The organism is Mycobacterium sp. NGS41 (assembly GCF_059812725.1).
In genome coordinates this window covers 39,146-60,863 of record NZ_JCALDF010000027.1, presented here as the reverse complement: position 1 = coordinate 60,863, position 21,718 = coordinate 39,146, and the positions used below count along the sequence as shown (strand labels likewise).

Annotated in this window: 18 protein-coding genes; 12 read left to right on the top strand and 6 right to left on the bottom strand. The window is 65.0% G+C overall.

Annotated elements, in window-relative coordinates:
* Nucleotides 1-75: 75 nt before the first annotated feature.
* The 3 genes from AC5Y21_RS20565 to AC5Y21_RS20555 are packed head-to-tail and all read right to left on the bottom strand — an operon-like array spanning nt 76 to nt 3,855.
* On the bottom strand, nt 76-1,371 hold the full coding sequence (locus tag AC5Y21_RS20565) for a D-arabinono-1,4-lactone oxidase (protein ID WP_499915039.1): 1,296 nt from the start codon (nt 1,369-1,371) through the stop codon (nt 76-78).
* A complete protein-coding gene (locus tag AC5Y21_RS20560) occupies nt 1,368-2,582 on the bottom strand; it encodes a M28 family peptidase (RefSeq protein WP_499915038.1) in 1,215 nt (404 codons plus the stop codon). Before AC5Y21_RS20560 ends, AC5Y21_RS20565 begins: the two co-directional genes overlap by 4 nt.
* Before the next feature lie 16 nt (nt 2,583-2,598).
* Complete coding sequence (locus AC5Y21_RS20555; RefSeq protein WP_499915037.1) at nt 2,599-3,855, bottom strand: amino acid deaminase/aldolase; 1,257 nt, start codon at nt 3,853-3,855, stop codon at nt 2,599-2,601.
* Between the two features lie 341 nt (nt 3,856-4,196).
* Here AC5Y21_RS20555 and AC5Y21_RS20550 point away from each other — a divergent pair, with 341 nt between their 5' ends.
* The 8 genes from AC5Y21_RS20550 to AC5Y21_RS20515 all read left to right on the top strand — a co-directional run bounded on the left by AC5Y21_RS20550 (nt 4,197) and on the right by AC5Y21_RS20515 (nt 12,824).
* Entirely contained in the window at nt 4,197-5,060 is an 864-nt protein-coding gene (locus AC5Y21_RS20550; protein ID WP_499915036.1) for a mycofactocin-coupled SDR family oxidoreductase, read from the top strand.
* A 94-nt stretch (nt 5,061-5,154) separates the two neighbouring features.
* The gene (locus AC5Y21_RS20545; protein WP_499915057.1) at nt 5,155-6,093 is read left to right on the top strand and encodes a thiamine pyrophosphate-dependent dehydrogenase E1 component subunit alpha; all 939 of its coding nucleotides are present in this window, start codon (nt 5,155-5,157) and stop codon (nt 6,091-6,093) included.
* Between the two features lie 4 nt (nt 6,094-6,097).
* A complete protein-coding gene (locus AC5Y21_RS20540) occupies nt 6,098-7,105 on the top strand; it encodes an alpha-ketoacid dehydrogenase subunit beta (protein WP_499915035.1) in 1,008 nt (335 codons plus the stop codon).
* Nucleotides 7,098-7,334, top strand: coding sequence for a biotin/lipoyl-containing protein (locus tag AC5Y21_RS20535; protein ID WP_499915034.1), 237 nt, complete (start codon nt 7,098-7,100; stop codon nt 7,332-7,334). Before AC5Y21_RS20540 ends, AC5Y21_RS20535 begins: the two co-directional genes overlap by 8 nt.
* Before the next feature lie 20 nt (nt 7,335-7,354).
* Nucleotides 7,355-8,227: an enoyl-CoA hydratase-related protein gene (locus tag AC5Y21_RS20530; RefSeq protein ID WP_499915033.1), complete on the top strand. Its 873-nt coding sequence runs from the start codon at nt 7,355-7,357 to the stop codon at nt 8,225-8,227.
* Between the two features lie 19 nt (nt 8,228-8,246).
* Nucleotides 8,247-9,782: an acyl-CoA synthetase gene (locus AC5Y21_RS20525; RefSeq protein ID WP_499915032.1), complete on the top strand. Its 1,536-nt coding sequence runs from the start codon at nt 8,247-8,249 to the stop codon at nt 9,780-9,782.
* A 13-nt stretch (nt 9,783-9,795) separates the two neighbouring features.
* Nucleotides 9,796-11,157, top strand: a complete 1,362-nt coding sequence (locus AC5Y21_RS20520) for an aromatic ring-hydroxylating oxygenase subunit alpha (RefSeq protein ID WP_499915031.1) — start codon at nt 9,796-9,798, stop codon at nt 11,155-11,157.
* A complete protein-coding gene (locus AC5Y21_RS20515) occupies nt 11,154-12,824 on the top strand; it encodes an FAD-binding protein (protein WP_499915030.1) in 1,671 nt (556 codons plus the stop codon). Before AC5Y21_RS20520 ends, AC5Y21_RS20515 begins: the two co-directional genes overlap by 4 nt.
* A gap of 58 nt (nt 12,825-12,882) precedes the next feature.
* On the opposite strand, the gene AC5Y21_RS20510 is transcribed toward AC5Y21_RS20515, so the two are convergent.
* Complete coding sequence (locus AC5Y21_RS20510; protein WP_499915029.1) at nt 12,883-13,731, bottom strand: enoyl-CoA hydratase-related protein; 849 nt, start codon at nt 13,729-13,731, stop codon at nt 12,883-12,885.
* A 227-nt stretch (nt 13,732-13,958) separates the two neighbouring features.
* Between AC5Y21_RS20510 and AC5Y21_RS20505 the strand changes: the two genes are divergently transcribed.
* From AC5Y21_RS20505 to AC5Y21_RS20490, 4 genes are all read left to right on the top strand, one after another.
* Nucleotides 13,959-14,801, top strand: a complete 843-nt coding sequence (locus tag AC5Y21_RS20505) for an SH3-like domain-containing protein (protein ID WP_499915028.1) — start codon at nt 13,959-13,961, stop codon at nt 14,799-14,801.
* Complete coding sequence (scnC, locus tag AC5Y21_RS20500; RefSeq protein ID WP_499915027.1) at nt 14,798-15,511, top strand: thiocyanate hydrolase subunit gamma; 714 nt, start codon at nt 14,798-14,800, stop codon at nt 15,509-15,511. Before AC5Y21_RS20505 ends, scnC begins: the two co-directional genes overlap by 4 nt.
* 103 nt (nt 15,512-15,614) lie before the next feature.
* A complete protein-coding gene (locus tag AC5Y21_RS20495) occupies nt 15,615-15,896 on the top strand; it encodes a thiocyanate hydrolase (RefSeq protein ID WP_499915056.1) in 282 nt (93 codons plus the stop codon).
* A 387-nt stretch (nt 15,897-16,283) separates the two neighbouring features.
* On the top strand, nt 16,284-17,654 hold the full coding sequence (locus AC5Y21_RS20490) for a DEAD/DEAH box helicase (protein WP_499915026.1): 1,371 nt from the start codon (nt 16,284-16,286) through the stop codon (nt 17,652-17,654).
* Here the strand turns inward: AC5Y21_RS20490 and AC5Y21_RS20485 are convergent.
* Nucleotides 17,608-18,219 carry an SAM-dependent methyltransferase gene (locus AC5Y21_RS20485; protein ID WP_499915025.1) on the bottom strand — a complete coding sequence of 204 codons (612 nt, stop codon included), beginning with the start codon at nt 18,217-18,219 and terminating at the stop codon, nt 17,608-17,610. The two genes, AC5Y21_RS20490 and AC5Y21_RS20485, sit on opposite strands and share 47 nt — an antisense overlap.
* Before the next feature lie 43 nt (nt 18,220-18,262).
* Entirely contained in the window at nt 18,263-21,598 is a 3,336-nt protein-coding gene (locus AC5Y21_RS20480) for a LuxR C-terminal-related transcriptional regulator (protein ID WP_499915024.1), read from the bottom strand.
* Between the last annotated feature and the right edge of the window lie 120 nt (nt 21,599-21,718).

The following is a 21,718-nucleotide window of genomic DNA, read 5'->3' as shown; positions in this document are numbered from 1 at the left end:
ATATCGACGGCACACCAGCCGACTGCGCGTAATAGCCAGTGACAGAACGTGTTTAGGGCTCAGCGCGGCGCTGTATCAATTTCCCAGCACTCGCATGGTGTAGTCGTTGCGAAACATCCGACTCGGGTCCAGGCGGTCGCGGACCGCGATGAATCGATCCCAGTCGGGATAGCGCTCGCGAAGCGTGCCGGCGGTTTGATAATGACGCTTGCCCCAATGCGGCCGGCCCGCATAGTCGTTCATGATCTCCTCGACGGCGCGAAAATACGTCTCGAACTCCATGCCGGTGTATTGGTGCACGGCGATGTAGCAGGTGTCACGCCCGTGCGCAGTCGACAGGAAGGCATCGTCGGAGGCTGCGAAACGCACCTCGATCGGGAACATGATCGGCAGTTTGCGACGGTGCACCGCATCGATGACGCGGCGGACAGCCTCCTGGGCATGCTGGCGCGGGATCGCGTACTCCATCTCGGTGAACCTGACTCTGCGCTCGGTTGCGTAGACCTTGTACGCGTGGTCGCAGACGGTGGACGGCAACATCAGGCTTGTCAGCAGTTGGTTGAGTCGTGCGGCCGCGCTGGGGAACCGGCGACCGGTCCGGCAGATCAGGCTGAGGCTCGCGTTTTCCACGTCGTCGCTGATCCTGCGTTTCCAGGTCGGTGTCGGCGTGGGCTCTTCGGTACCGCGCTTCGTCGTGCGTGTCAAAGCGGTTTCGGCATAGGGGAATACGAAGAACTCGAAATGGTCGTTGCCGTCGACGAACTCGTCGAGGCGGTCCAGCGTGTCGGCCAGCGAGCCCCGCTCGTCCCGACGATGTAGCGTGTAGAGCGGCACCGTCTGCACCGTCACCTGCGAGATGACCCCCAGCGCGCCGAGCGAAACCCGCGCCGCCAGAAACGCTTCCGGTTCCGAATCTTCCGACAACGTGAGCACCTCGCCGCCGGCGGTGACCAGCCGCATGGAGACTATCTGCGCCGACAGGTTGGGAAAGCACGCCCCAGTCCCGTGTGTCGCGGTCGCGGTCGCACCGGTGATGGACTGCGCATCGATGTCGCCCTGGTTCGCCAGGCCCAACCCATGCGCGGCCAACTGCGGTCCCAGCGCGTGCAGCTTCGCACCACCCTCGATCGTCACCATCGCGCTGGCCGTATCGGCGTCGACGACGCGCTGCAGGCCCGCCATGTCGATCATCACCCCATCGGTGCATGCGCAGTCGGTGAAGGAATGTCCGGTGCCGACGGCGCGCACGCGTTCCCCACGCTGCGCCGCGCCTGCCACCACATCGACAAGTTCGTCCTCCGAGCCCGGTCGCACGATCGCGGATGGTGCGCAGAACTGCTCGCGCGCCCAGTTGTGCCAAGCGGGGCTCACCGCGTCAACTCGCGCATTACCGCCTCGGCGACCGTCACAGCGTGGCTCACCGTGGTGTAGACCAGGTTCTCCGGTGTGTCCGACATCAGGTGATAGTTCGACAGCTCCTTGTAGCGGTCGATCGACGAGAAGCATGCGGTGGGGTATCTGGCGCGGCTCATCAGCACCGCGTCGGTGCTGTTGCGCGACCGCATGCCCCGGCGCACCGGCGCGTCGGCCCGCTCGGCGGCGCGGATGACCAGGTCGCGGAAGGGCCCGTGATAGTAGTCCTCCATCACCGTCGTGCCCTCCCCTTCGAGCATGATCAGCTCGGGTGAGCCGACGGTGTCGAAATTGAGGAAGTATGTCCGCTCGTGGTCGAGCTCGGGTTCATGGCGCGCCATGAACCCGTAGATACCACCCTGCAATATTTCCTCGGCACCGAGCGAAACCAGTAGGGCCCGTATGCCTTTCACCGGACGCACGCGCAGCCGTTCGGCGAGCGCGACGATCAGCGCGACAGCTGACAAATTGTCATTGGCGCCGGGGACGACCGGGCTGCGAGCGATGTCGGCGAACACTGCTGCCGCCGCGGCGCTCAGTGCGGCTCCCGCGATCATCATCCTGCGGTTGCCCCGCAGGGCACCGATGCCAGCGAGCGTGGGTGCGAGGATCGGCGGCCACCAATTGGGCAACGACGTATTCATCCGCTCGGCGATGCCGGGAAACCGCTCGACCAAGTACTGCTGGGGACCTTGATTGAAGAATTTGCCGGTGCGTGCGGCATCGTGGTGGGCGCACACCACGACCGTGTGCTCGCCGTCGAGATCACCCGCTTCCGCTACCACGTTCCAGGTCGTCCGGGCTTTTTCCATTCTTTTGCGGGCCACGCGTGGACCGTTGGAACAATCGTCGGCGATCGCCAACCCGGCCCCCACCCCGGCCACCGCAGCGGGCATCCGCAGGTGTCGGCTGACCAGGCCCGCAAGGCCGGCTGCCGCTCCGATCGCCGCCAGCTTGACGTGCAACCGCGGGTAGCCGTCGAAGAACTGCTCCTCCTCGATGCGCACGTTCTGCGCGCCGGTCTTGCGCAGGCGTTCGACTATCCACTCGGCCGCCTGCTGCTCTCCCGGCTCACCGGCGGCGCGCTCGATCGGCGCCAGCGTCTCGATGACATCACGCATCGTCGCCAGCTCGGTCGGCAGCGCGGTGACCCGACCAGACTGGGCCATGGCGGCTCCTTTCGAATCAGAGAAATGTGCGCCCCTCGCCGCGGTAGGTCGGGACGGTATCGACGATCTGCGTTCCCCGAACCAGGTGCAGGCGATCGAACCGCTCGCACAGCTCGCCCGCCTTCGTGTGACGGAAGTAGACCTTGCCGCCGACCTTCAGCCGGCGGGCCGCCTCGCCGCGCAGCGGCGTTTGGACCTCGCCGGTGCCTTCCATCGGGTCGAGCGTGAGCCCGGCCGGCAGGTACGGCGTCGGCATCCGGTCTTTGGCGCCGACTCCGCTGGCCAGGTAGCCGCCCCCGAGCGCGGTTGCCGTCTTCGCGTCGGGCCGGCGCGACACCGGTAACGCGAAGATCGCCGCCGGCTGCAAGGTGAAGGTCGAATACGAGTCGAACAGCGTCGGCGCGTAGAACCCCGACCCGGCGGTCGCCTCGGTGATCGCCGGCTCCTGGGCGACCAGTTGCAGATCGCCGGTGCCACCGGCGTTGACGATCTCGAGATCGGCGACCTCGCGCACCAACTCGACGGCACGGGCGCGACGATCGCGCAGCTCCTCGAACGACATGCGCTGCATCCGTTGGACGATCAGGTTTTGGGCGAACTTGCCGGCCACTTTGTCGCCGAAACCCGCGATGTGGCCTTCGTAGCACATCAGGGCCACTAGCTTGAGCGCCGGCCGTCGCGCAATCTCTACCGCGAGGGCGCGCGCTTGTTCCGGCGTATGCACCGGCGAGCGTTTGGGGCCGATCTTCACCCGTCCCCCCGCGCGCCAGTAGCCGGCATCGAAGTCCAGACACAACCGCAAAGGCTTTCCGGTCGCTCGCTCTATGTTGTCCTCGATCAAGTCGAGGTGCTCGACGCTGTCCACCATGACGATCGGCGCCCCGTCGGGGTTTCCGGCGGTGACCTCGCCGAGTTCGCGCAGTGCGACGCGGTCGGTGGTCGGGTAGGCGAGCAACAGGTTCTCGAAGCCGTGGCCGGCCAGCCACATCGTCTCCGGCAACGTGAATGTCATCAGCCCGTCGAACCGCTTGTCGGCGTCCAGGATCTCCCGCTGTAGCGGTCGGCAGCGCAAGGACTTCGACGCCACCCGGATGGGCTTGTCAGCTGCCCGCGCCAGCAACTGGTCGGCGTTGTCCCACATCGCATCGAGGTCGACGAACGCGAACGGCGCGTCATGGTCAGCGAACGCCTGCTCGTAGCGTTGCAGCCGACTGCGCGGATCTAGGCCGGGCGGCGCGCCGATCCGTCGCTCGGGACCGGCCACCTCGTGCACGCCGCTACCCTACTCACCATCTCGCCCCTGAAGGCAGGGTCGACGCGTTTGCCGGAGGTGCGCTTGCCCGAAATCATCACCGCCGTCATGACCGTCGCAGACCGCCGCCATTTCTTGCTATTTTAGGTATTCTAGCTACTGTAAGGGATACAGTCGCCCGCCTGTCGTCGCTCGGTTTCGCGGCGGTATTTCGTGGGAGAGATGCGATGGAGCCAGCCATTGATCCGAGCCCAATCGCCGATACAGCTCAGTTGTGGGCTAGTCGTGTTGCTGGTGAAAAGCCTTGGACCCCAACATGGGTCGTGGAATCAGACGCTGGGATGTAAGGACGGGCTGGGGCGATGGGCAGGGTAGCGGGCAAGGTTGCGATAGTCAGTGGTGCGGCGCGCGGTCAGGGCCGTTCGCACGCGCGGATGCTGGCCGCGGAGGGCGCCGACGTCATCGCGGTGGATCTGTGCGAAGACATCGACACCAACGAGTACCCGCTGGCCCGGCCCGAGGACCTCGAGGAAACCGTGCGACTGGTCGAGAAGGAGGGCCAGCGCGTGTTCAGCGCAATCGCTGACGTCCGCGACCGCCCGGCGCTGTCCAAGGCGATCGACGACGGCGTCGCCGAGCTCGGGCATCTCGACATCGTGATCGCGAATGCGGGCATCTGCCCGCTGACCGCGGGCCTCCCACCCAAAGCCTTCGCCGATGCCGTGGACGTCGATTTGCTCGGCGTGCTCAACCTGGTGCACGCCAGCCTCAAACATCTGCAGGAGGGCGCGTCGATCATCGTGATCGGGTCGAACGCCGCATTCATGTCGTCGATGAACACCACCGGCATCGACGGCGGACCCGGCGGGGCCGGTTATGCCTTCGCGAAACTCGCTGCGGCGCACTACGTCAACGACTTCGCCCGGGCACTGGCTCCGTTCTCCATCCGGATGAATGCGGTGCACCCGACCAACGTCAACACCGACATGTTGCACAGCGCGCCGATGTACCGGGCTTTTCGGCCCGATTTGAAGAACCCCACCCGCGAGGATGCCGAACCGATTTTCCCGTTGGTCCAGTCGATGCCGATCCCCTACGTCGAACCCGAAGACATCAGCGAGGCGGTGCTGTTTCTGGCCTCCGATGCCGCCCGCTACATCACCGGGCAGCAGTTGCGTGTCGACGGCGGCGGCTTCCTCAAGGTCAAACCGTGGTCGGGAGGGTGACTCCGATTAGGCCAATCCCACTGCGCTGCAATAAATCTGGAGGATCGTGGTGAGCCAGGAGCCGCCCGAGGTGCAGCGCCAGCTCTATGCGTTGATGGTGTTGATGAAGGCGGCCGACGACCGGCTGTCCAACGGCATCAAGACCGGCGAGTTCATGTGCGTGTACTGGCCGTCGCGCGGGCAGGAGGCGATCGCCGCCGCGATGGGCGTCGCGCTGCGGCCCGACGACCAGCTGGTGACGACCTATCGGGGCCTGCATGACCTGATCGGTAAAGGTGTCCCGCTCGAGGAGATCTACGGCGAGATGATGGGGCGCACGGTCGGCGCCGGCCGAGGCAAAGGCGGCAGCATGCACATCGCCAACCCCGATAAGGGGGTGATGCTCTCGACCGGGATCGTCGGCGCGGGGCCGCCGGTAGCAGTGGGGCTGGCGATGGCTGGCAAACGCAAAGGCCTCGACCGGGTCACGGTGGTCAGCTTCGGGGACGGCGCCACCAACACCGGTTCGTTTCACGAGGCGGCCAACATGGCCGCGCTGTGGGATCTGCCGCTGGTGTTCGTCTGCCAGAACAACCTCTACGCCGAGATGACGCCGACGTCGGACACGATGAAGCTCGAGCACGTCGCCGAGCGGGCCGCGGGCTATGGCATGCCGGGCGTCCGCGTCGACGGCAACGACCCGCTGGCGGTGAAATCGACGCTGGACGAAGCGCTGCGGCGGGCCCGCGCAGGTGGTGGCCCAACCTTCATCGAGTGCGTGACATTTCGCTTCCGCGGCCATTACTTCGGTGACCGGATGCCATACATACCCAAGGATCAGCTGGCCGCGGCGATGGAGGCCGACCCGGTGCCGCGGTTCCGCCGGCAGTTGGCCGACGCCGGAATCTGTACCGACGACGAGCTTGACCGCATCGACAACGACGCGCTGCAGACGGTGGAGAACGCGCTGAACACCGTCATGAGCGCCGACGCCGCCCCCGCCGACGAGCTCGAGCGCGACGTGTACGCAACCCCCATCAAGTTTCCGGTGTGAGGCCATGGACGAAAAAGAGATGACCATGCGCGAGGCGCTGAACCTCGCACTGGATCAGGCGCTGCAGGCCGACGACAGGGTGTTTCTGCTCGGCGAAGACATCGCCGACCCAGGAGCGTCGGGCCCGACCGCGGGACTGTCCACAAAGTACGGTCACGACCGGGTCCTGGATACGCCGATTTCGGAGGCCGCGATCGTCGGCGCGGCGATCGGCGCCGCCATCGACGGGATGCTGCCGGTGGCCGAGATCATGATCATGGATTTCATCGGTATCGCCGCCGACCAGCTGATCAACAACGCCGCGAAGCTGCGGTTCATGACCGGCGGGCGCACCACCGCCCCGATCACCATCCGCACCCAGGTCTATGCCGGGCTGGCCACCGGTGCGACCCATTCGCAGAGCCTGGAAGCGTGGTTCATGCACATCCCCGGGATGAAGGTGATCGTGCCATCCACTCCGCGCGACGGCAAAGGCCTGTTGACCGCGGCGATCTTCGACGAGGATCCGTGTCTGTTCGTGGAGACGATCCGGCTGCAGAGCAAGAAAGGACCCGTGCCGGTAGACCCTGGATTCTCAATTCCCTTGGGCCAGGCCGATATCAAGCGACCCGGCACCGACCTGACCCTGATCAGCTACGGACGGAGTGTGCACGATGCGCTGGCGGCCGCGGCCACCCTGCAGGAGCAGGGTGTGAGCGCCGAGGTCGTCGACCTGCGCACCCTGGTACCCCTCGACGTCGAGACGATCGTCGAATCCGCCCGTCGCACCCGCAGAGTGGTCATCGCGCACGACGCGGTCCAATTCGCCGGTCCGGGAGCGGAAATCGCGGCGATCCTGCAGGCCGAACTGTTCGGCGAGCTGGCCGCGCCCGTCGAGCGGGTGGGCGCCCGCTTCGTTCCGAACCCGGCCCCGGCGGCATTGGAGGCCCAAGTGTATCCCTCGCCGGCCCGTATCGTCGCCGCCGCGCGGCGCACCTTGGACATCGGAGCCCGGGCGGAAGCACGTGGCTGACTTCATCATTCGCATTCCGCGGGTGTCGGTGGCCGTCGCGGAAGCCGAGCTCACCGACCTTCTCGTCGACGCCGGCGAGCACGTCGAAGCGGGCACCCCGATCTACGTGATCGCCACCGAGAAGGTGGAACAGGAAATCGAAGCGGGAGCGTCGGGCACCGTGCAGTGGACGGGCCAGATTGGGACCACCTACGACATCGGCGCCGAAATCGGCGTCATCACTTCATAACGAAAGGGTAGGACCGGCATATGGATCTCAACGAGACCCGCGAGAGAATCATCTACGAAAAGGAGGGCCCGATCGCGCGGATCACCCTCAACTGGCCGGAGAAGGCCAATGCCCAGGATCAAAAGCTTGCCGAAGAAGTCGACGCCGCACTGCTGGACGCGGACCGCGACTACGACATCAAAGTGCTGATCATGAAGGCCAACGGCAAGGGCTTCTGCTCGGGACATGCGATCGGCAACAACGCCGTCGACTACCCGTCGTTCGTGGAGAACGCCATGGTGACGGGCCACCCATGGAAGGCGCAGTCGGACCTCTTCGTCAAGCCGACCCTGAACCTGTGGGAGTTCTCCAAGCCCACCATCGCGCAGGTGCACGGCTACTGCGTGGGCGGTGGCACGCACATGGGCCTGACCACCGACATCGTGATCGCCTCCGAGGACGCCTACTTTTCCTACCCGCCGCTGCAGGGGTTCGGCATGCCGTCGGGCGAATGTTCCATCGAGCCTTGGGTTTTCATGAACTGGCGTCGCGCCGCCTACTACCTGTTCACCGCGGAGGTGATCGACGCCAAGAAGGCGTTGGAAGTCGGCCTCGTCAACGAGGTCGTGCCGCGAGATCAGCTCGACGACCGCGTCGACGCGATCGCCCGCCACATCGCCCAGGCGCCGTTGACGACCCTGATGCTCACCAAGGCCAACCTCAAACGCGCCTGGGAGCTGATGGGCATGCGGGTGCACTGGCAGAGCTCGAACGACCTCGTCGCGCTCGCCTCGATCAGCAAGGACGTGCAGCAGCTGATCCAGACCGTGTTCAAGGACAAGGTACTGCCATCCGAGCACGCCCGGCGCCAGGCGGCCGCCGCCGCATCTGGTGACGGCGCGGCGACCACGTGAGTCTTCCGGGGTTCATCTGGTGAACATCGCCGACCACGCGATCGCCGCCGGCCAGGCGCCGGCGCTGATCATGTCCGACGGTGGAGCGATCTCGTTCGGTGGCCTGTACGCCCGCAGCCAACGGGTCGCCGCGGCCCTGCACGATGCGGGGCTGAGCCGCGGCGACGGCGTGGCACTGGTGCTGCCGAACCGGCCGGAGTTCTTCGAAATCACCTGGGGCTGCCAGCTTTCCGGCCTCTACTACACCGCTGTCAACACCCACTTCACGCCTGAGGAAGTCGCCTATGTCATCGACGACTCCGACGCGCGGGCGGTGTTGGTCGATGGGTCGATGGGCGAGCTCGCAGGGCACATCCGCAACGTGAACACCGGCGTCAAGGTCCATCTGGTTGTCGGCCACGACCTGCCCGGCTGGCGCCACTACGAGGAGGCGCTGGCGGCGGCGGGCGATGCACCGCCGATGTCGGACGGCTCGGAGATGCTCTACTCGTCGGGCACCACTGGACGGCCCAAGGCCGTGCGGCGCCCGCTGCCGACCGACGGCAACGGCTCGTGGGCGCAGGCGGTGCTGGAGATGGCGCTGACGCACAAGTACGGGATGAGCCCGTCGAGCGTGTACCTCTCCCCCGCGCCGCTGTACCACGCCGCCGGGGTGAACTACACGATGGCGGTCCACCGCGTCGGCGCCGCGTCGATCATCATGGGAAAGTTCGACGCCGAGAGCGTGCTACGGCTGATCGAGACCCACCGCGTCACGCACGCACAGTTCGTGCCGACCATGTTCGTGCGGATGCTCAAACTGCCCAAAGCCATCCGGCAGAGCTATGACGTCTCCAGTTTGCGGTGCGTGATCCATGCGGCCGCTCCCTGTCCGGTGGATGTCAAGCACCGGATGATGGAGTGGTTCGGGCCGATAATCCACGAATACTACGGCGGTACAGAGGGTTTCGCCGGAACGACGATCGGTCCGGAAGAGTGGCTTGCCCATCCCGGCTCGGTGGGCATACCGATGTCTCCGGTCCACGTGGTCGGCGACGACGGGCAGGAGCTCCCCGTCGGCCAGCCCGGCGAGCTGTATTTCGAGGGCGGCCCCGCCTTCGAGTACTTCAAGGATCCCGCCAAGACCGCGTCGGTGTACAACGAGCGAGGTTGGCGGACACTGGGAGACATGGGTTACGTCGACGAGGACGGATACCTCTACCTGACCGACCGCTCGACGTTCATGATCGTCTCCGGTGGGGTGAACATCTATCCGCAGGAGGCGGAAAACCTTCTCACCACGCACCCAAAACTCGTCGACGCAGCCGTCTTCGGCGTTCCCAACGAGGAGTTCGGCGAGGAGGTCAAGGCCGTCGTGCAGCCGGCCGATGGTGTCACGTCCGGACCCGACCTCGAGGCGGAGCTTATCGAGTACTGCCGAAAACACCTCGCCGGGTACAAGTGCCCGCGCACAATCGAATTCGACCCGGAGTTGCCCCGCGACCCGAACGGAAAGCTTTACAAGAGGCGTATTCGTGAACGTTACTGGGAGGGGCGGGCGTCACGAATCGTATGAACGAGGGAACGCTATGGATGTGAATTGGACTCCGCTACCCGTGCCGTGGGCGGTGCAAACCGCCGATCGGATACCCAAGCAGCGGTACTACGACCCCGAGTTCTACGCCCTGGAGGCGGAGATGCTCTGGCCGCGCGTGTGGCAGATGGCGTGCCGGCTCGAGGAGATTCCCAAGCCCGGCGATTTCGTGGAGTACGAAATACTGGACGACTCGATCATCGTGGTGCGGGTCGACGCCCAAACCGTGCGCGCCTATCACAACGCGTGCCGGCATCGAGGGGTGAAGCTGGTGGAGGGCAACGGAAATCGGCGCACTTTCGTCTGTCCCTTCCACGGCTGGTGCTGGGGAATCGACGGGCGCAACACCTTCGTCCTGCGGCCCGAGGAGTTCGACGAGCACAACCTCAGCCCGGAGGACCTGCGGCTGGTTTCGGTCCGGTGCGAGGTTTGGGGCGGCTGCGCATGGATTAACCTCGACAACGACGCCCCGCCCTTGCGGGACTGCTTCGAGCCGTTCGCGTCGATCTACGACGCGTGGAAAGTGGAATCGTTGCGCGTCGAATGGTGGCAGGCCTGCCGGCTTCCGGTGAACTGGAAGCTGGCGACGGCCGCCTTCATGGAGGGCTATCACGTCCCGCAGACCCATCCGCAGTTGCTGCCGTCGTCGATGCCCGACACGTCGAAGCCGCCAGGGCTTACGCAGACCAACCTGTACTTCATGCGCACGCTGGGCGACGGCATGGCCGGAATGACTCACGAGAACGATATTCGCATCGCCGAAGGCCTGCAGAACATGGAGTTGCCCGCCGATCCCGCCGCCGCCATGGCCACGTGGCGCAGCGCCCTCAACGACGCCATCGTCAACTGGCACCGGGCCCGGGACTGCGACATGCCCGACCTCAACGACCTGGAGCGGCGCGGCGTCCTCGACGCGATCAATTTTTGCTTTCCGCACTACTTCCTGCTGCCCCAGTACAGCAGCGCCTCGTCGTACCGGATCCGTCCGCTCGGCCCGGAGGAGACTCTGTTCGAGATCTGGTCCCTCACCCGGTTGCCCTCGGACCAGTCCGCCGGCCGGCCGAGGCCGCCGGAGCCGATGGCGCCCGACGACCCGCGCTGGCCACCGATCCCCGCCCAGGACTTCTCCAACCTGCCGAAGCAGCAAAAGGGCTTGCACTCCAAGGGGTTTGAGTACATGCGATTGTCCAGCCGAATCGAAGGGCTGATCTCCAACTTCGAACGTGTCATCGACGGCTTCCTCGCGGGACTGCCCTACGACGCGCTGGTTCCCGCGATCCAGAAGACCAACACCACCATCGATGTGCCGGTCGCCGACTTGGGATTCAGCACTCCTGTCGCTTCGGAGGCCCGATGACCGACTGGGATCACTCCGTGGACCTGCTGATCGCGGGCAGCGGCGGAGGCGGGATGGTGGCGGGGCTGGCCGCACTCGACTCTGGGATCGAGCCGCTGATCGTCGAGAAGCAGGCCTTGGTCGGAGGTTCCACCGGACTTTCCGGCGGCATGGTGTGGCTGCCCGACAACCCGCTGATGCGCGCCCACGGTATCCCTGACTCGCACGAGGATGGCCTGGCGTACTTCGACGACGTCGTCGGCGACATCGGCCCGGCTTCATCGCGAGAACGCCGCGAGACGTTCCTCACCGCGGGCCACGAGATGATCAACTTTCTGATACGCAAGGGTGTCCGGTTTGTGCGGTGCCCCGGCTGGAGCGACTACTACCCGAATCACAAGGGCGGCAATGCAGCTGGGCGTGCGATCGAGTGCGTTCCGTACGACGCGGCGGCGCTGGGAAAGTGGCGCGACAAAGTCCAGCCCTCGATGAGCAAGAGCTACGGGGGGTTCGTCCTCAAGACGAACGAACTACGCGCGGTGCAGTACTTCAATCGGTCACCCCGGGCTTTCGCCGTGGCCATGCGGGTCTTCGCGCGTACCAGGACGGCCAGGCTCCGTCGTCGGGGGGAGATGCTCACCAACGGAGCCTCACTCATCGGTCAGCTGCTCAAGGCGATGATCGACCTGCGCAGCGAGCCGCCGATCTGGACTGGCGCTGCCATGGAGGACCTCATCGTCGAAGACGGCCGGGTCGTCGGTGCCCGCGTCTCGCATGACGGGGCTTCGCTGAACGTCGAGGCGCGCAAGGGCGTTCTACTCGCGGCCGGCGGCTTCAGCCGCAACGCGGACATGCGCCGCCAATACAGCGGTGACCAGCCCAACGAGGCCAGGTGGTCGATCGCCAACGCCGGAGACACCGGCGAGGTGCTGCAGACCGCGATACGGCTGGGGGCCAAAACCGACCTGCTGGACGAAGCCTGGTGGCTCCCATCGATTTTCATCGCCGACGGCGGCGACGCCGCGAAGGCGCTCGGCAGTGGCCGGCAGCGGCCCGGGGCCATCTATGTCGACGGCACCGGCAGACGGTTCTGCAACGAATCCAACTCCTACGTCGAGGTCGGCAAGGCGATGTACGCCAACAAAGCCGTGCCGTGCTGGATGGTCTTCGACGAGGGCTACATCGGCCGATACGTCTCGGGAGCCAACCCGTTCAAGAAACGACGTCTGCCCGAAGAGCTGATCTCTGGGGGCGCGGTGCTACGGGGCAACACCATCGCCGAGCTGGCACGCCAGATGGAGGTCTCGTCCGACGCGCTGGAGCAGACGGTGCGGCGCTTCAACGGTTTTGCGGCCCAGGGCCTCGACCCCGACTTCGGGCGCGGCCAGTCGGCGTACAACGACTGCCTGGGCGATCCGGGGTATCGCCCGAACGCCGCGCTCGGGCCGCTGGATAAGGCACCGTACTACGCCACGAAAGTCCTTCCCGCCGACGTCGGAACGTGCGGAGGTGTGGTCACCAACGAGTACGCGCAGGTGCTCGACAACGACGACGGCGTGATCGACGGGCTGTACGCGACGGGCAACATCACCGCGACGGTGATGGGCCGGAAGTATCTGGGTGCGGGTGGAAGCATCGCGTACACAATGGTGTTCGGTTACGTCGCCGCCCGCCACGCCGCCGGTTAGCGGAGCGTCGTCGAGCGTGACGCTGCAGTCACGCTCAGCCTCGACGGTGACTGCAACGTCACGTTGGCGCCGGGTCTGATTCGTCGCGGTCGACGAAATCCCGCGGCTTCATGCCGGACTTCATCAACTCGGCGCGGCGCGCCTGAACATCGGATGCCGCGCCGACCATATTCGTCAGGATATGGCTGACCTGCAGGTGCACCCGCATGCCCATCAATTCCCAGGCGCGCTTCACGTTGTTCTTCACCGCCATCAGCGTTGTCAACGGGATCTGCGCGATCTTGCGCGCCATCTCCTCGACGGCATCCTCGAGCTCTTCACGCGGCACCACCCTGTTCAGCAGGCCCCAGTCGAGGGCTTGTTGGGCGGAGAGCGTCGGCGCCAGCAGCAGCCAGTCCATGGTGCGATGCCAGTTCATCAACAGCCACGGCTCGATCATCGTGTGCCCGCCGGGTTCCCCGAGGCTTTGGGCAAGCGGCATCTGGAAATACGCGTCATCGGATGCCACACAAAAGTCGGTCAGCAGGCCCAGATAGATTCCACCGCCCATGCAGTAGCCATGGATCTGCGAGATCGTCGGCTTCGGGAACTCCCACAGATAGAGAGTCGGCCACAGGAACAGGTCTGCGGTGCCCTTGTACAGCTCCTCGAAGGTATTTCCGAAGTCGGGGTAGGGGTTCTCGTCGGGGCCCCAGCGGGCCACGTGCCCGCCGCAGAAGCCCTTGCCGTTGGCCTTGAGGATGACGACTTTGATCTCGTTGTCGCGGTCGGCCTCATGCAGGCACTGGTCGACTTCGGTGACCAGGACCGCATCTTTGGTGTTGGCCTTGTCGACCCGGTTGAGGATGATCCGCGCAATCGGCGGTTCGCGTTCATAGATGACCGCTTCGAGCTCGCGCCGCTCCATGCCGGGTGACATTACCGGATCTCGCGCTCACAGCGAATGACTTCATTCATGATTTCGCTTGTGCCGCCGTAGATCTTGTCGTCAGAGGCGGGCGCGTCATTCGCTGACTGCGCTGCCGCGGCCAAGTTCGCAGCATATTCGCAACCCGGGGTGGTTGCGCGATCTCCACGCGTGCGGTGAGCTGGCTTGAAGGCACTGAAAAGTTCCTCCGACGAAGGGAGCTCCGCATGCCAACGCCTTCAGAACGGGCAGCACATCTGGACTTGGTGGCGCGGCTCAAATCGTCCTATCCAGAGCTTCCAGATGCTCCCACCCCCGATCTCATTGACCACGAGCGATTTGCCGCATATGTGAAGACTCCGCACGACGTCGGTGGTGAGCCCGATGCCCCGCTCGAATTCGAGAACAAGCAGTACGAGATGTGGGAAGAGAACACCTATGTCATGTGCGAAGTTCTGGGCTGGCGAGGCATCTGGTTGTCGGAGGAACGGCGCCGGACGGGCAATGTCGACCTCGGCCGCACCATCTACCTTGGACTGCCCTACTACGGGCGATGGCTGCTGGCCGTCGCACGCATCCTCGCCGAGAAACATCACATCGGTCTGAGCGAGCTGGCCGAGCGCATGGCCGAGGTCAAGGCGCGATACCCGGAAGGCCTGCGGGGAAAGCCATTGGAGGCCGAACCGAAATTCGAAGGCGACCCCTCGAAGGTCAAACGCAATCATCACCACACCCACGCGGTCGGCAAGGGCGACCCCCAGGTGTTCGCCGGACAGGCCGGCGAACCCAAGTTCCGCGTCGGCGAGAAAGTCGTCGTGCGGGACCTTCCCGTCCTGCTCTATACCCGCACGCAGGAGTACTTGCGGGGAGCGAAAGGCGAAATCGCAGTCGTCTCATACGAAAGCCCTGCCGCTGAGGACGAAACGTGGGACCGTCCGGACATGAAGCCGGAGTGGTTCTACATTGTGCGGTTCAACCTCTCCGAGCTGTGGCACGGCTACACCGGACCCGGCAATGACACGCTGCAGACCGAGATCCCTGAGCGATGGCTGGAAAGGAGCTCAGCATGACCCCTGACGATCACAGCGACCACGCTCACGACCGGACCGCCGCGCCCATGGTGGACGAGATCACCGACTTCGAAGTCCTCGAGATCGCACTGCGCGAACTGTGTATCGAGAAGGGGATATTCACCGCGGAGGATCATCGGCGGTTCACCGAGTTCGCCGAACAGATCGGCCCGACGCCCGCTGCGCGCATGGTGGCTCGGGCCTGGCTCGATCCAGAGTACAAAGAGCTGGTCCTCACCGATGCGCTCGCGGCGAGCAAGGAAGTCGGTGTCGACTGGTTGCAGCCCACGGGATTTGGGACGCCAAGCGACTTCACCGCGTTTCGCGTTCTCGAAGACACGCCCACCCTGCACCACGTCATCGTGTGCACGTTGTGCTCCTGTTATCCGCGGCCGATTCTGGGCAATTCGCCCGAGTGGTATCGCACGCCCAACTTCCGGCGGCGGATCGTGCGCTGGCCGCGCCAAGTGCTGGCCGAGTTCGGGCTTTACCTGCCCGAAGAGGTCGAGATCCGGGTGGAGGACTCTAATCAGAAGCATCGGTTCATGGTGATGCCGGTCCGCCCCGAAGGGACCGACGGTTGGTCTGAGGACCAGCTGGTTGAGATCATCACTCGCGATTGCCTGATCGGTGTCGCATTGCCCAAGGCAGGCGTGACCACGAACGTGATCACCGCGACCCGCCCGGCAATCCATCCGGTGGACCACTGATCTGCCGGGAGTGAAGGTGAGCACTTCGGAAAGCCCGCACGTAGCCGCTGCCAACGTCACGCCGTTGACGAAAATTGTTGAGCGTAACCAAACCTGGGACCGAATGGCGAAAAAGTACGGCGTCGACAACCCGGTACCACCATGGAAGACCAGCCTGGACGGCATTTGCGACGCACTCGATCAAAGCGCTTGCGGCCCAAAGGGTCTGAGCTTCGTCGAGCGGCGCAACGAAGAGGACGCGCTGTCGGCAACCGTCTATTCCACTCTGCCCTATCCGGAGAACCGGCTTGTTGCGCTGGCGCATTCGCTGGTGACGCGCGGTGTGATCGACGAGTCCGAGCTTGAGGAACGCATGGCGGCCGTGCGGGCCAGGCTGGAATCCTGACCATTCACCGGTTGGGCCCTCATTGCAGCCCGCGAGGGCGAGCAGACGCAAAAGCCCCCGACACGCACGGCGTGTCGGGGGCTTTTGCGTCTGCTCGGCACTATTCCTCACCGTTTCCCAAGGCTATTTAGTCGTGCGGTGCCGGGTGCGCTAAGCTGTGAGGAACGTTGGCCTCATGACTTGAATGCCAACACCGTCGTGAAACGCTTTTCATCCCCTGGTGGCGGCCCGAGATCGCGGCTGACACCGAGTTCAGATGATCGTGCATCTCGCACCAGCTTGTCTCGCGGCGATCGATTTTGCCCTCCGGCAATCTCGCCATCTTGTGCCGGCCGAGTGACGATCTGGTCTTCGGCTCGGCACTACCGATGCCTGAAAGGCACCGAAGTGACAATCGACAAAACCTTTGCCGATCTCGGCGTGCACAAACCGCTGGTCAGTGCGCTCGCAGCGAGCGGCATCACACATCCATTTCCGATTCAGGTTGAGACCCTGCCCGACACACTTGCCGGCCGCGACGTTCTCGGCCGCGGGAAGACTGGCAGCGGAAAGACGCTTGCATTCTCGATTCCGCTGATCACCCGGCTTTCCAAACGCACCCGCCCATCGCGACCATCGGGTTTGGTACTCGCGCCCACCCGCGAGCTGGCGACTCAGATCACAGCGACGCTCGAGCCGTTGGCAGCTGCGTACGACCTGCGGGTCAGCACAATCTTCGGCGGCGTTTCACAAAGCCGCCAGGTGGCCGCTCTGAAAGCCGGCGTCGACATCGTGGTGGCCTGTCCCGGCCGCCTCGAGGATCTGATGAGGCAGCGCCTGATCAGCCTCGACGCGGTCGAGATCACGGTGATCGACGAAGCGGATCACATGGCCGATCTCGGCTTTCTGCCCGGTGTCACCCGGATACTGGCAGCTACTCCGGACGGTGGTCAGCGTCTGCTGTTCTCCGCGACCCTGGACAACGGTGTGGACAAGCTCGTTACGCGATTCCTCCGGGATGCGGTGTCGCACTCGGTCGATGAGGTCAACTCACCCGTATCGGAGATGACCCATCACGTGTTCTATGTCGCCAGCGTAGCGGCCAAGAAAGAATTGGTGCACCACCTCGCCTCCGGCATGGGACGCCGAATTCTGTTCCTGCGCACCAAACATCAAGCGCGCAAGCTTGCCAAGCAGCTCACCGAGTCGGGAGTACCATCGGTCGATTTGCACGGCAACCTGTCTCAACCCGCGCGCGAACGCAACCTTGCGATGTTCGCCGCCGGTAACGCCCGGGTATTGGTAGCAACCGATATCGCCGCACGCGGCGTGCATGTCGACGACGTCGAACTGGTCGTGCACATCGACCCGCCCAGCGAGCACAAGTCGTATCTGCATCGGTCCGGACGCACGGCGCGGGCAGGAAGCGCCGGTGACGTCGTCACCGTGGTCCTGCCCGAGCAGCGCGAACACACCCAAGCCTTGATGCGCAAGGCCCGCATCAAGGTTCTTCCCAAGCACGTCACCGCCGCATCGGAGGCGGTGCACGCACTTGTGGGTGAGACCGCGCCCTACCAGCCTGCCCCCGCCAATGTCTCGTCGCGCCCCCAGCAGCATCGACTGAACGGCGCGGGGCACCGGCCTCGTCGTAGCCGCACCCGATCAGCGAAGACCGATCCTATCCACACCAAACCGGCGGGATCAGACCGCGCCGCCGAACCTACGCGGCAAGTCAGACACCGTCGGCGTTCCAGTCGCCCGCAGCGGAGTGCGGGCTAGGCGGCATCGTTCGGCATCGCTGGGCCCGCGCCATCAGCCAGGCGTGGCCCTCGCCTTCGCCAGCGCCGATCACATCGAGTTCGGCGAAAGCAGTGGGTAGCTCGCCGGGTTCGGCCCGGAACGGCCCTGCGGTGGAGTCGATTTCGCTGCGTGTGGCGATCGCCAATAGCCCGCCCGGAGCCAGGCGTTCGATGATCGCGCGATCCAGGCGGCTGTCGCGAAATTTGTGACAGAGCACTAGGTCGACGGGCGGCCCGTCCGGCAGACCGTCGTCAAGGTCGCATACCTCAAACCGGCAGCGGTCGCCAACACCACTGCGCCGGGCCAACTCTCGCGCCTGGTCAATAGCCACCGCGGAGATGTCCAGGCCCACGACAGTCAGCCCGCGGTGGGCGAGCCAAACGGCGCCACCTCCCTGGCCGCACGCGAGATCGAGACCCCGTCCCGCGGTCGGGAATACGTCCACATAGGGCGCGAAGATGGACGGCGGACCAACGGCATCGACGCGTGCCGGTCCACGGTTCGAGTACTTTTCGTCCCAGCGGTGCCGGTCCTCGTCGGTCACGGGCGCCAGTTTATTGCGCGCGCAGACGCAGAATCGCACGATTTCAGGCCGGATCGTGCGATTCTGCGTCTGCTCGCCATTCTCTCGCTTCCCGAACCAGCTGGACGCGGGAGGTGATGCCGAGTTTGGTGTAGATGTGCGAAAGGTGGGCTTGCACGGTGCGGGGTGACACGAACAGTCGCGTCGCAATCTCCTTGTTGGCCAATCCTTGACAAGCTAGTCGTGCGACATCGCGTTCGGCCGGTGTCAGCGACGTCCATCCGCTGGCGGGCCGTTTGCGTTCTCCTCGACCGCGCCGCGCGTAGGCAATTATGTCCTCGATAGACAACACTGCGCCCTCGGCCCAGGCAGCATCAAAGGCGGCCTCGCCCATACTCTTTCGCAGCTCTGCTACCAAGGCCTGGTAGTCCGCATCGTAGACCGTATAACGGACTACCCCCATGCGTCGGCGGAGGGCGTCCGCTGCGCCAAACAGCCGCGCGGCCTCAGTGTGTTTGCCGGTTTGCGTGCCGATGCCGCCGAGACATTCGAGGATCTCCGGAACGGGTAAGTACACTTGGCTAACGCTGGCGCACGCGAGCGCATTGCAGGCGTCACGTTCGCCTTCTTCCGGCACCCCCTCTGCGATCGCGATCCGAGCGCGTACCGAAAGCGCGACCACTAGGTGCCATCCGGTCGCCGCTGAAACAGCGGCATCGGCCAACTCTCGGGCCTCCGCGAGATCACCCTGCGACAGTGCGATTTCGGTGGCATTGAAGCCGCGCTGCGCTGCGGCCATCTGCGGCTGTCCGACTTTCAGTCGCTGCCAGGCCGCGTCGCTGGCCTCGCGGGCCGCCGCAAGCTCACCTGCCGCCAGGTTCGCCTGCGCCAACGCTGCGTAGCCCATCCCCTCGAAGTACTCACCCATGTCTTCGACACGCCCGAGGACGGCTGCTGCTGTTGCGCGCGCCGCATCCACCTCACCGTGCTGGGCAAGTGATACCCCCAGACCCAGAAGGCCGGTGGGCTTGACGATTTCGTCGTGGAACTCGTCACACTCGACAAGCACGGCGTCGAATTGCGAGATGGCCCCGGGTACGTCGCCCTGCATCAGCTGTGCCCATCCGATGCTCATCCGACACTGCCTCGAATTGAATCCATCACCGATCGAGTCGGCGATATCGCGCCCTTCTTCGCCCGCCGCGCGCGCCATTACTGGGTCACCGAAGGTGACCGCCGTGACGGACTGCCAAGCCAGAATCAGGGTCAATATCCACCGATCGTCGAGCAACCGGGCCAACTCGATCGCCTCCGAGAAATACCCCCGGGCCGCCTCCGGGTCGTAGTTGGTGCCGGCTACGTAGCCGCATGCGGTCAGCGCCCGGGCCACCAGCGCAGGGTCATCGAGTTTTCGGGCGATCTCCACCGCGCGTTGCGCGTGATTGATGCTGTCGCCGACAAACATATTGAGGACGGCCTCGTCGGCGAGTGCACGCGCCTGCACCGCGGGTGGCACGGAGGTCATGGCATCCATGACGTCCCCGGCGTCCGAGCCCCGATCGGTAAGGATGGTGCGAAACCATGCGCGGCCTTCCACAATGCGACCTCTCGTGTGCCACACCGGCTGCAGGGACGACGCAAGGGTTAACGCGAGCTCGGTGTCACGGTTCTCCAGGCTCCATCCGAGCGCGTTGCGCAGATTGTCCATTTCGATCTCGGTCAGATCGAGGCATTGCCCGTAGTCGGGTCGTGACGGCGTATCGAGCAGGGCGGCTATCGACGCGTAGTGATCGCAGTGGCGCGACCGCACAGCATCGGCTTCGCCAGACTCGCCGAGCTTCTCCAGCGCATACTGACGCACCGTCTCCAACAGGTGATACCGGGTACGGCCACTACTTTCGTCGGCGACCACGAGCGATTTGTCGACCAGTAGGGTCAGCTGATCCAGCACCTGATAACGCTCGATATCGTCCCCACCGCACACGAATTGTGCTGCCTGCAAATCGAATCCGCCACAGAAGACGGCAAGGCGGCGGAACAGGATGCGCTCGGTCTCGGTGAGCAGCGCATGCGACCAGTCCACCGAAGCGCGAAGCGTCTGCTGACGTCGCACCGCGGTGCGCGAACCCCCGGTTAACAAGCGGAAGCGATCATGCAGGCTGTCGACGATCTCGGTCAACGACAACGCGCGCACCCGCGCGGCCGCGAGCTCGATCGCCAGCGGCATGCCGTCGAGGCGATGGCAGATCTCAGCCACCGTGGCAGAGTTGCCGCCGGCGACGGTGAATTCGGGACGGGCCAGTCGGGCGCGTTCGGCGAAGAGTTCGACGGCTTCGTCGGCCAGCGACAGCGATGGCACCTGCCAGGTCGCTTCGCCGGTGATGTTGACCGGTTCTCGACTGGTGGCCAGCACGGTCAGCCGAGGAGCCGCGCCCAGCAGAGCGCCGAGCAACGTTGCGCAGGCGTCCAGGAGGTGCTCGCAGTTGTCCAGCACGACCAGCATGTGACGGTCGCGAACGAACCGCAGCAGAGTGTCCATCGTCGAACGACCGGGGTGGTCAGGCAGGCCCAACGCGCGCGCCACAGTCACCGGCACCACCTCGCCGGCGGTGATCGGCGCCAGGTCGACATAGCAGACGCCGTCACCGAAGTCCGCCGCGACCGCCGCGGCCACCTGCACGGCCAAGCGCGTCTTGCCCACTCCTCCGGCTCCGGTCAAGGTGACCAGCCTATTGGCCGCCAAAGCTCCTCGTACGCTCGTGATTTCGGCTCGGCGTCCGACGAAACTCGTGAGTTGAGCCGGAAGATTATGTGCCGCAACGCTGCTCGCTGCGCGCAGTGGTGGGAAGTCATTGCGCAAGTCGGGATGGCACAGCTGCACCACCCGCTGCGGCCGGGCCAGATCACGCAGCGGATGCGCGCCCAGATCGGTCAGCCACACATCCTCGGGCAGCGCCTCGGCGACCAGGTCATCCGTCGTACCGGACAGCACGGTCTGTCCGCCGTGGGCCAGATCTCGCAGTCGCGCCGTGCGATTGATCGTCGGGCCGACATAATTGCCCTCATCACGCAGCCGTACCTCGCCGGTGTGGATCCCGATGCGCAACCGGATCGGCGCCAGCGGCGCCCGCTGCAAGTCCAGCGCGCACGCGACCGCGTCGGACGCCCGGCCGAAGGCGATCACGAAGCTGTCGCCCTCACCCTGCTCGACCGGACGCACGCCGTCATGGGCCGAGACCGCTTCGGACAGTGCCTGGTCCAGACGCGCCAGCGCGGCGGCCATCACCTCGGGCTGGGTTTCCCACAGCCGCGTGGACCCCTCGACGTCGGCCAGCAGCAACGTCACGGTTCCGGTCGGCAACCCATTCACACTAACGTCACTCCACTCGGTCGTGCTCATGCTAACCAGCATGTGGTGGCGCATATCGCAGAACATTGGCCAAATGGCTAATAGTTTGCGCCGGGCTATGCCTATGTACGCATCCCGGTCGCCCCGCAAATTGGCAAGTTGGCCGATGGT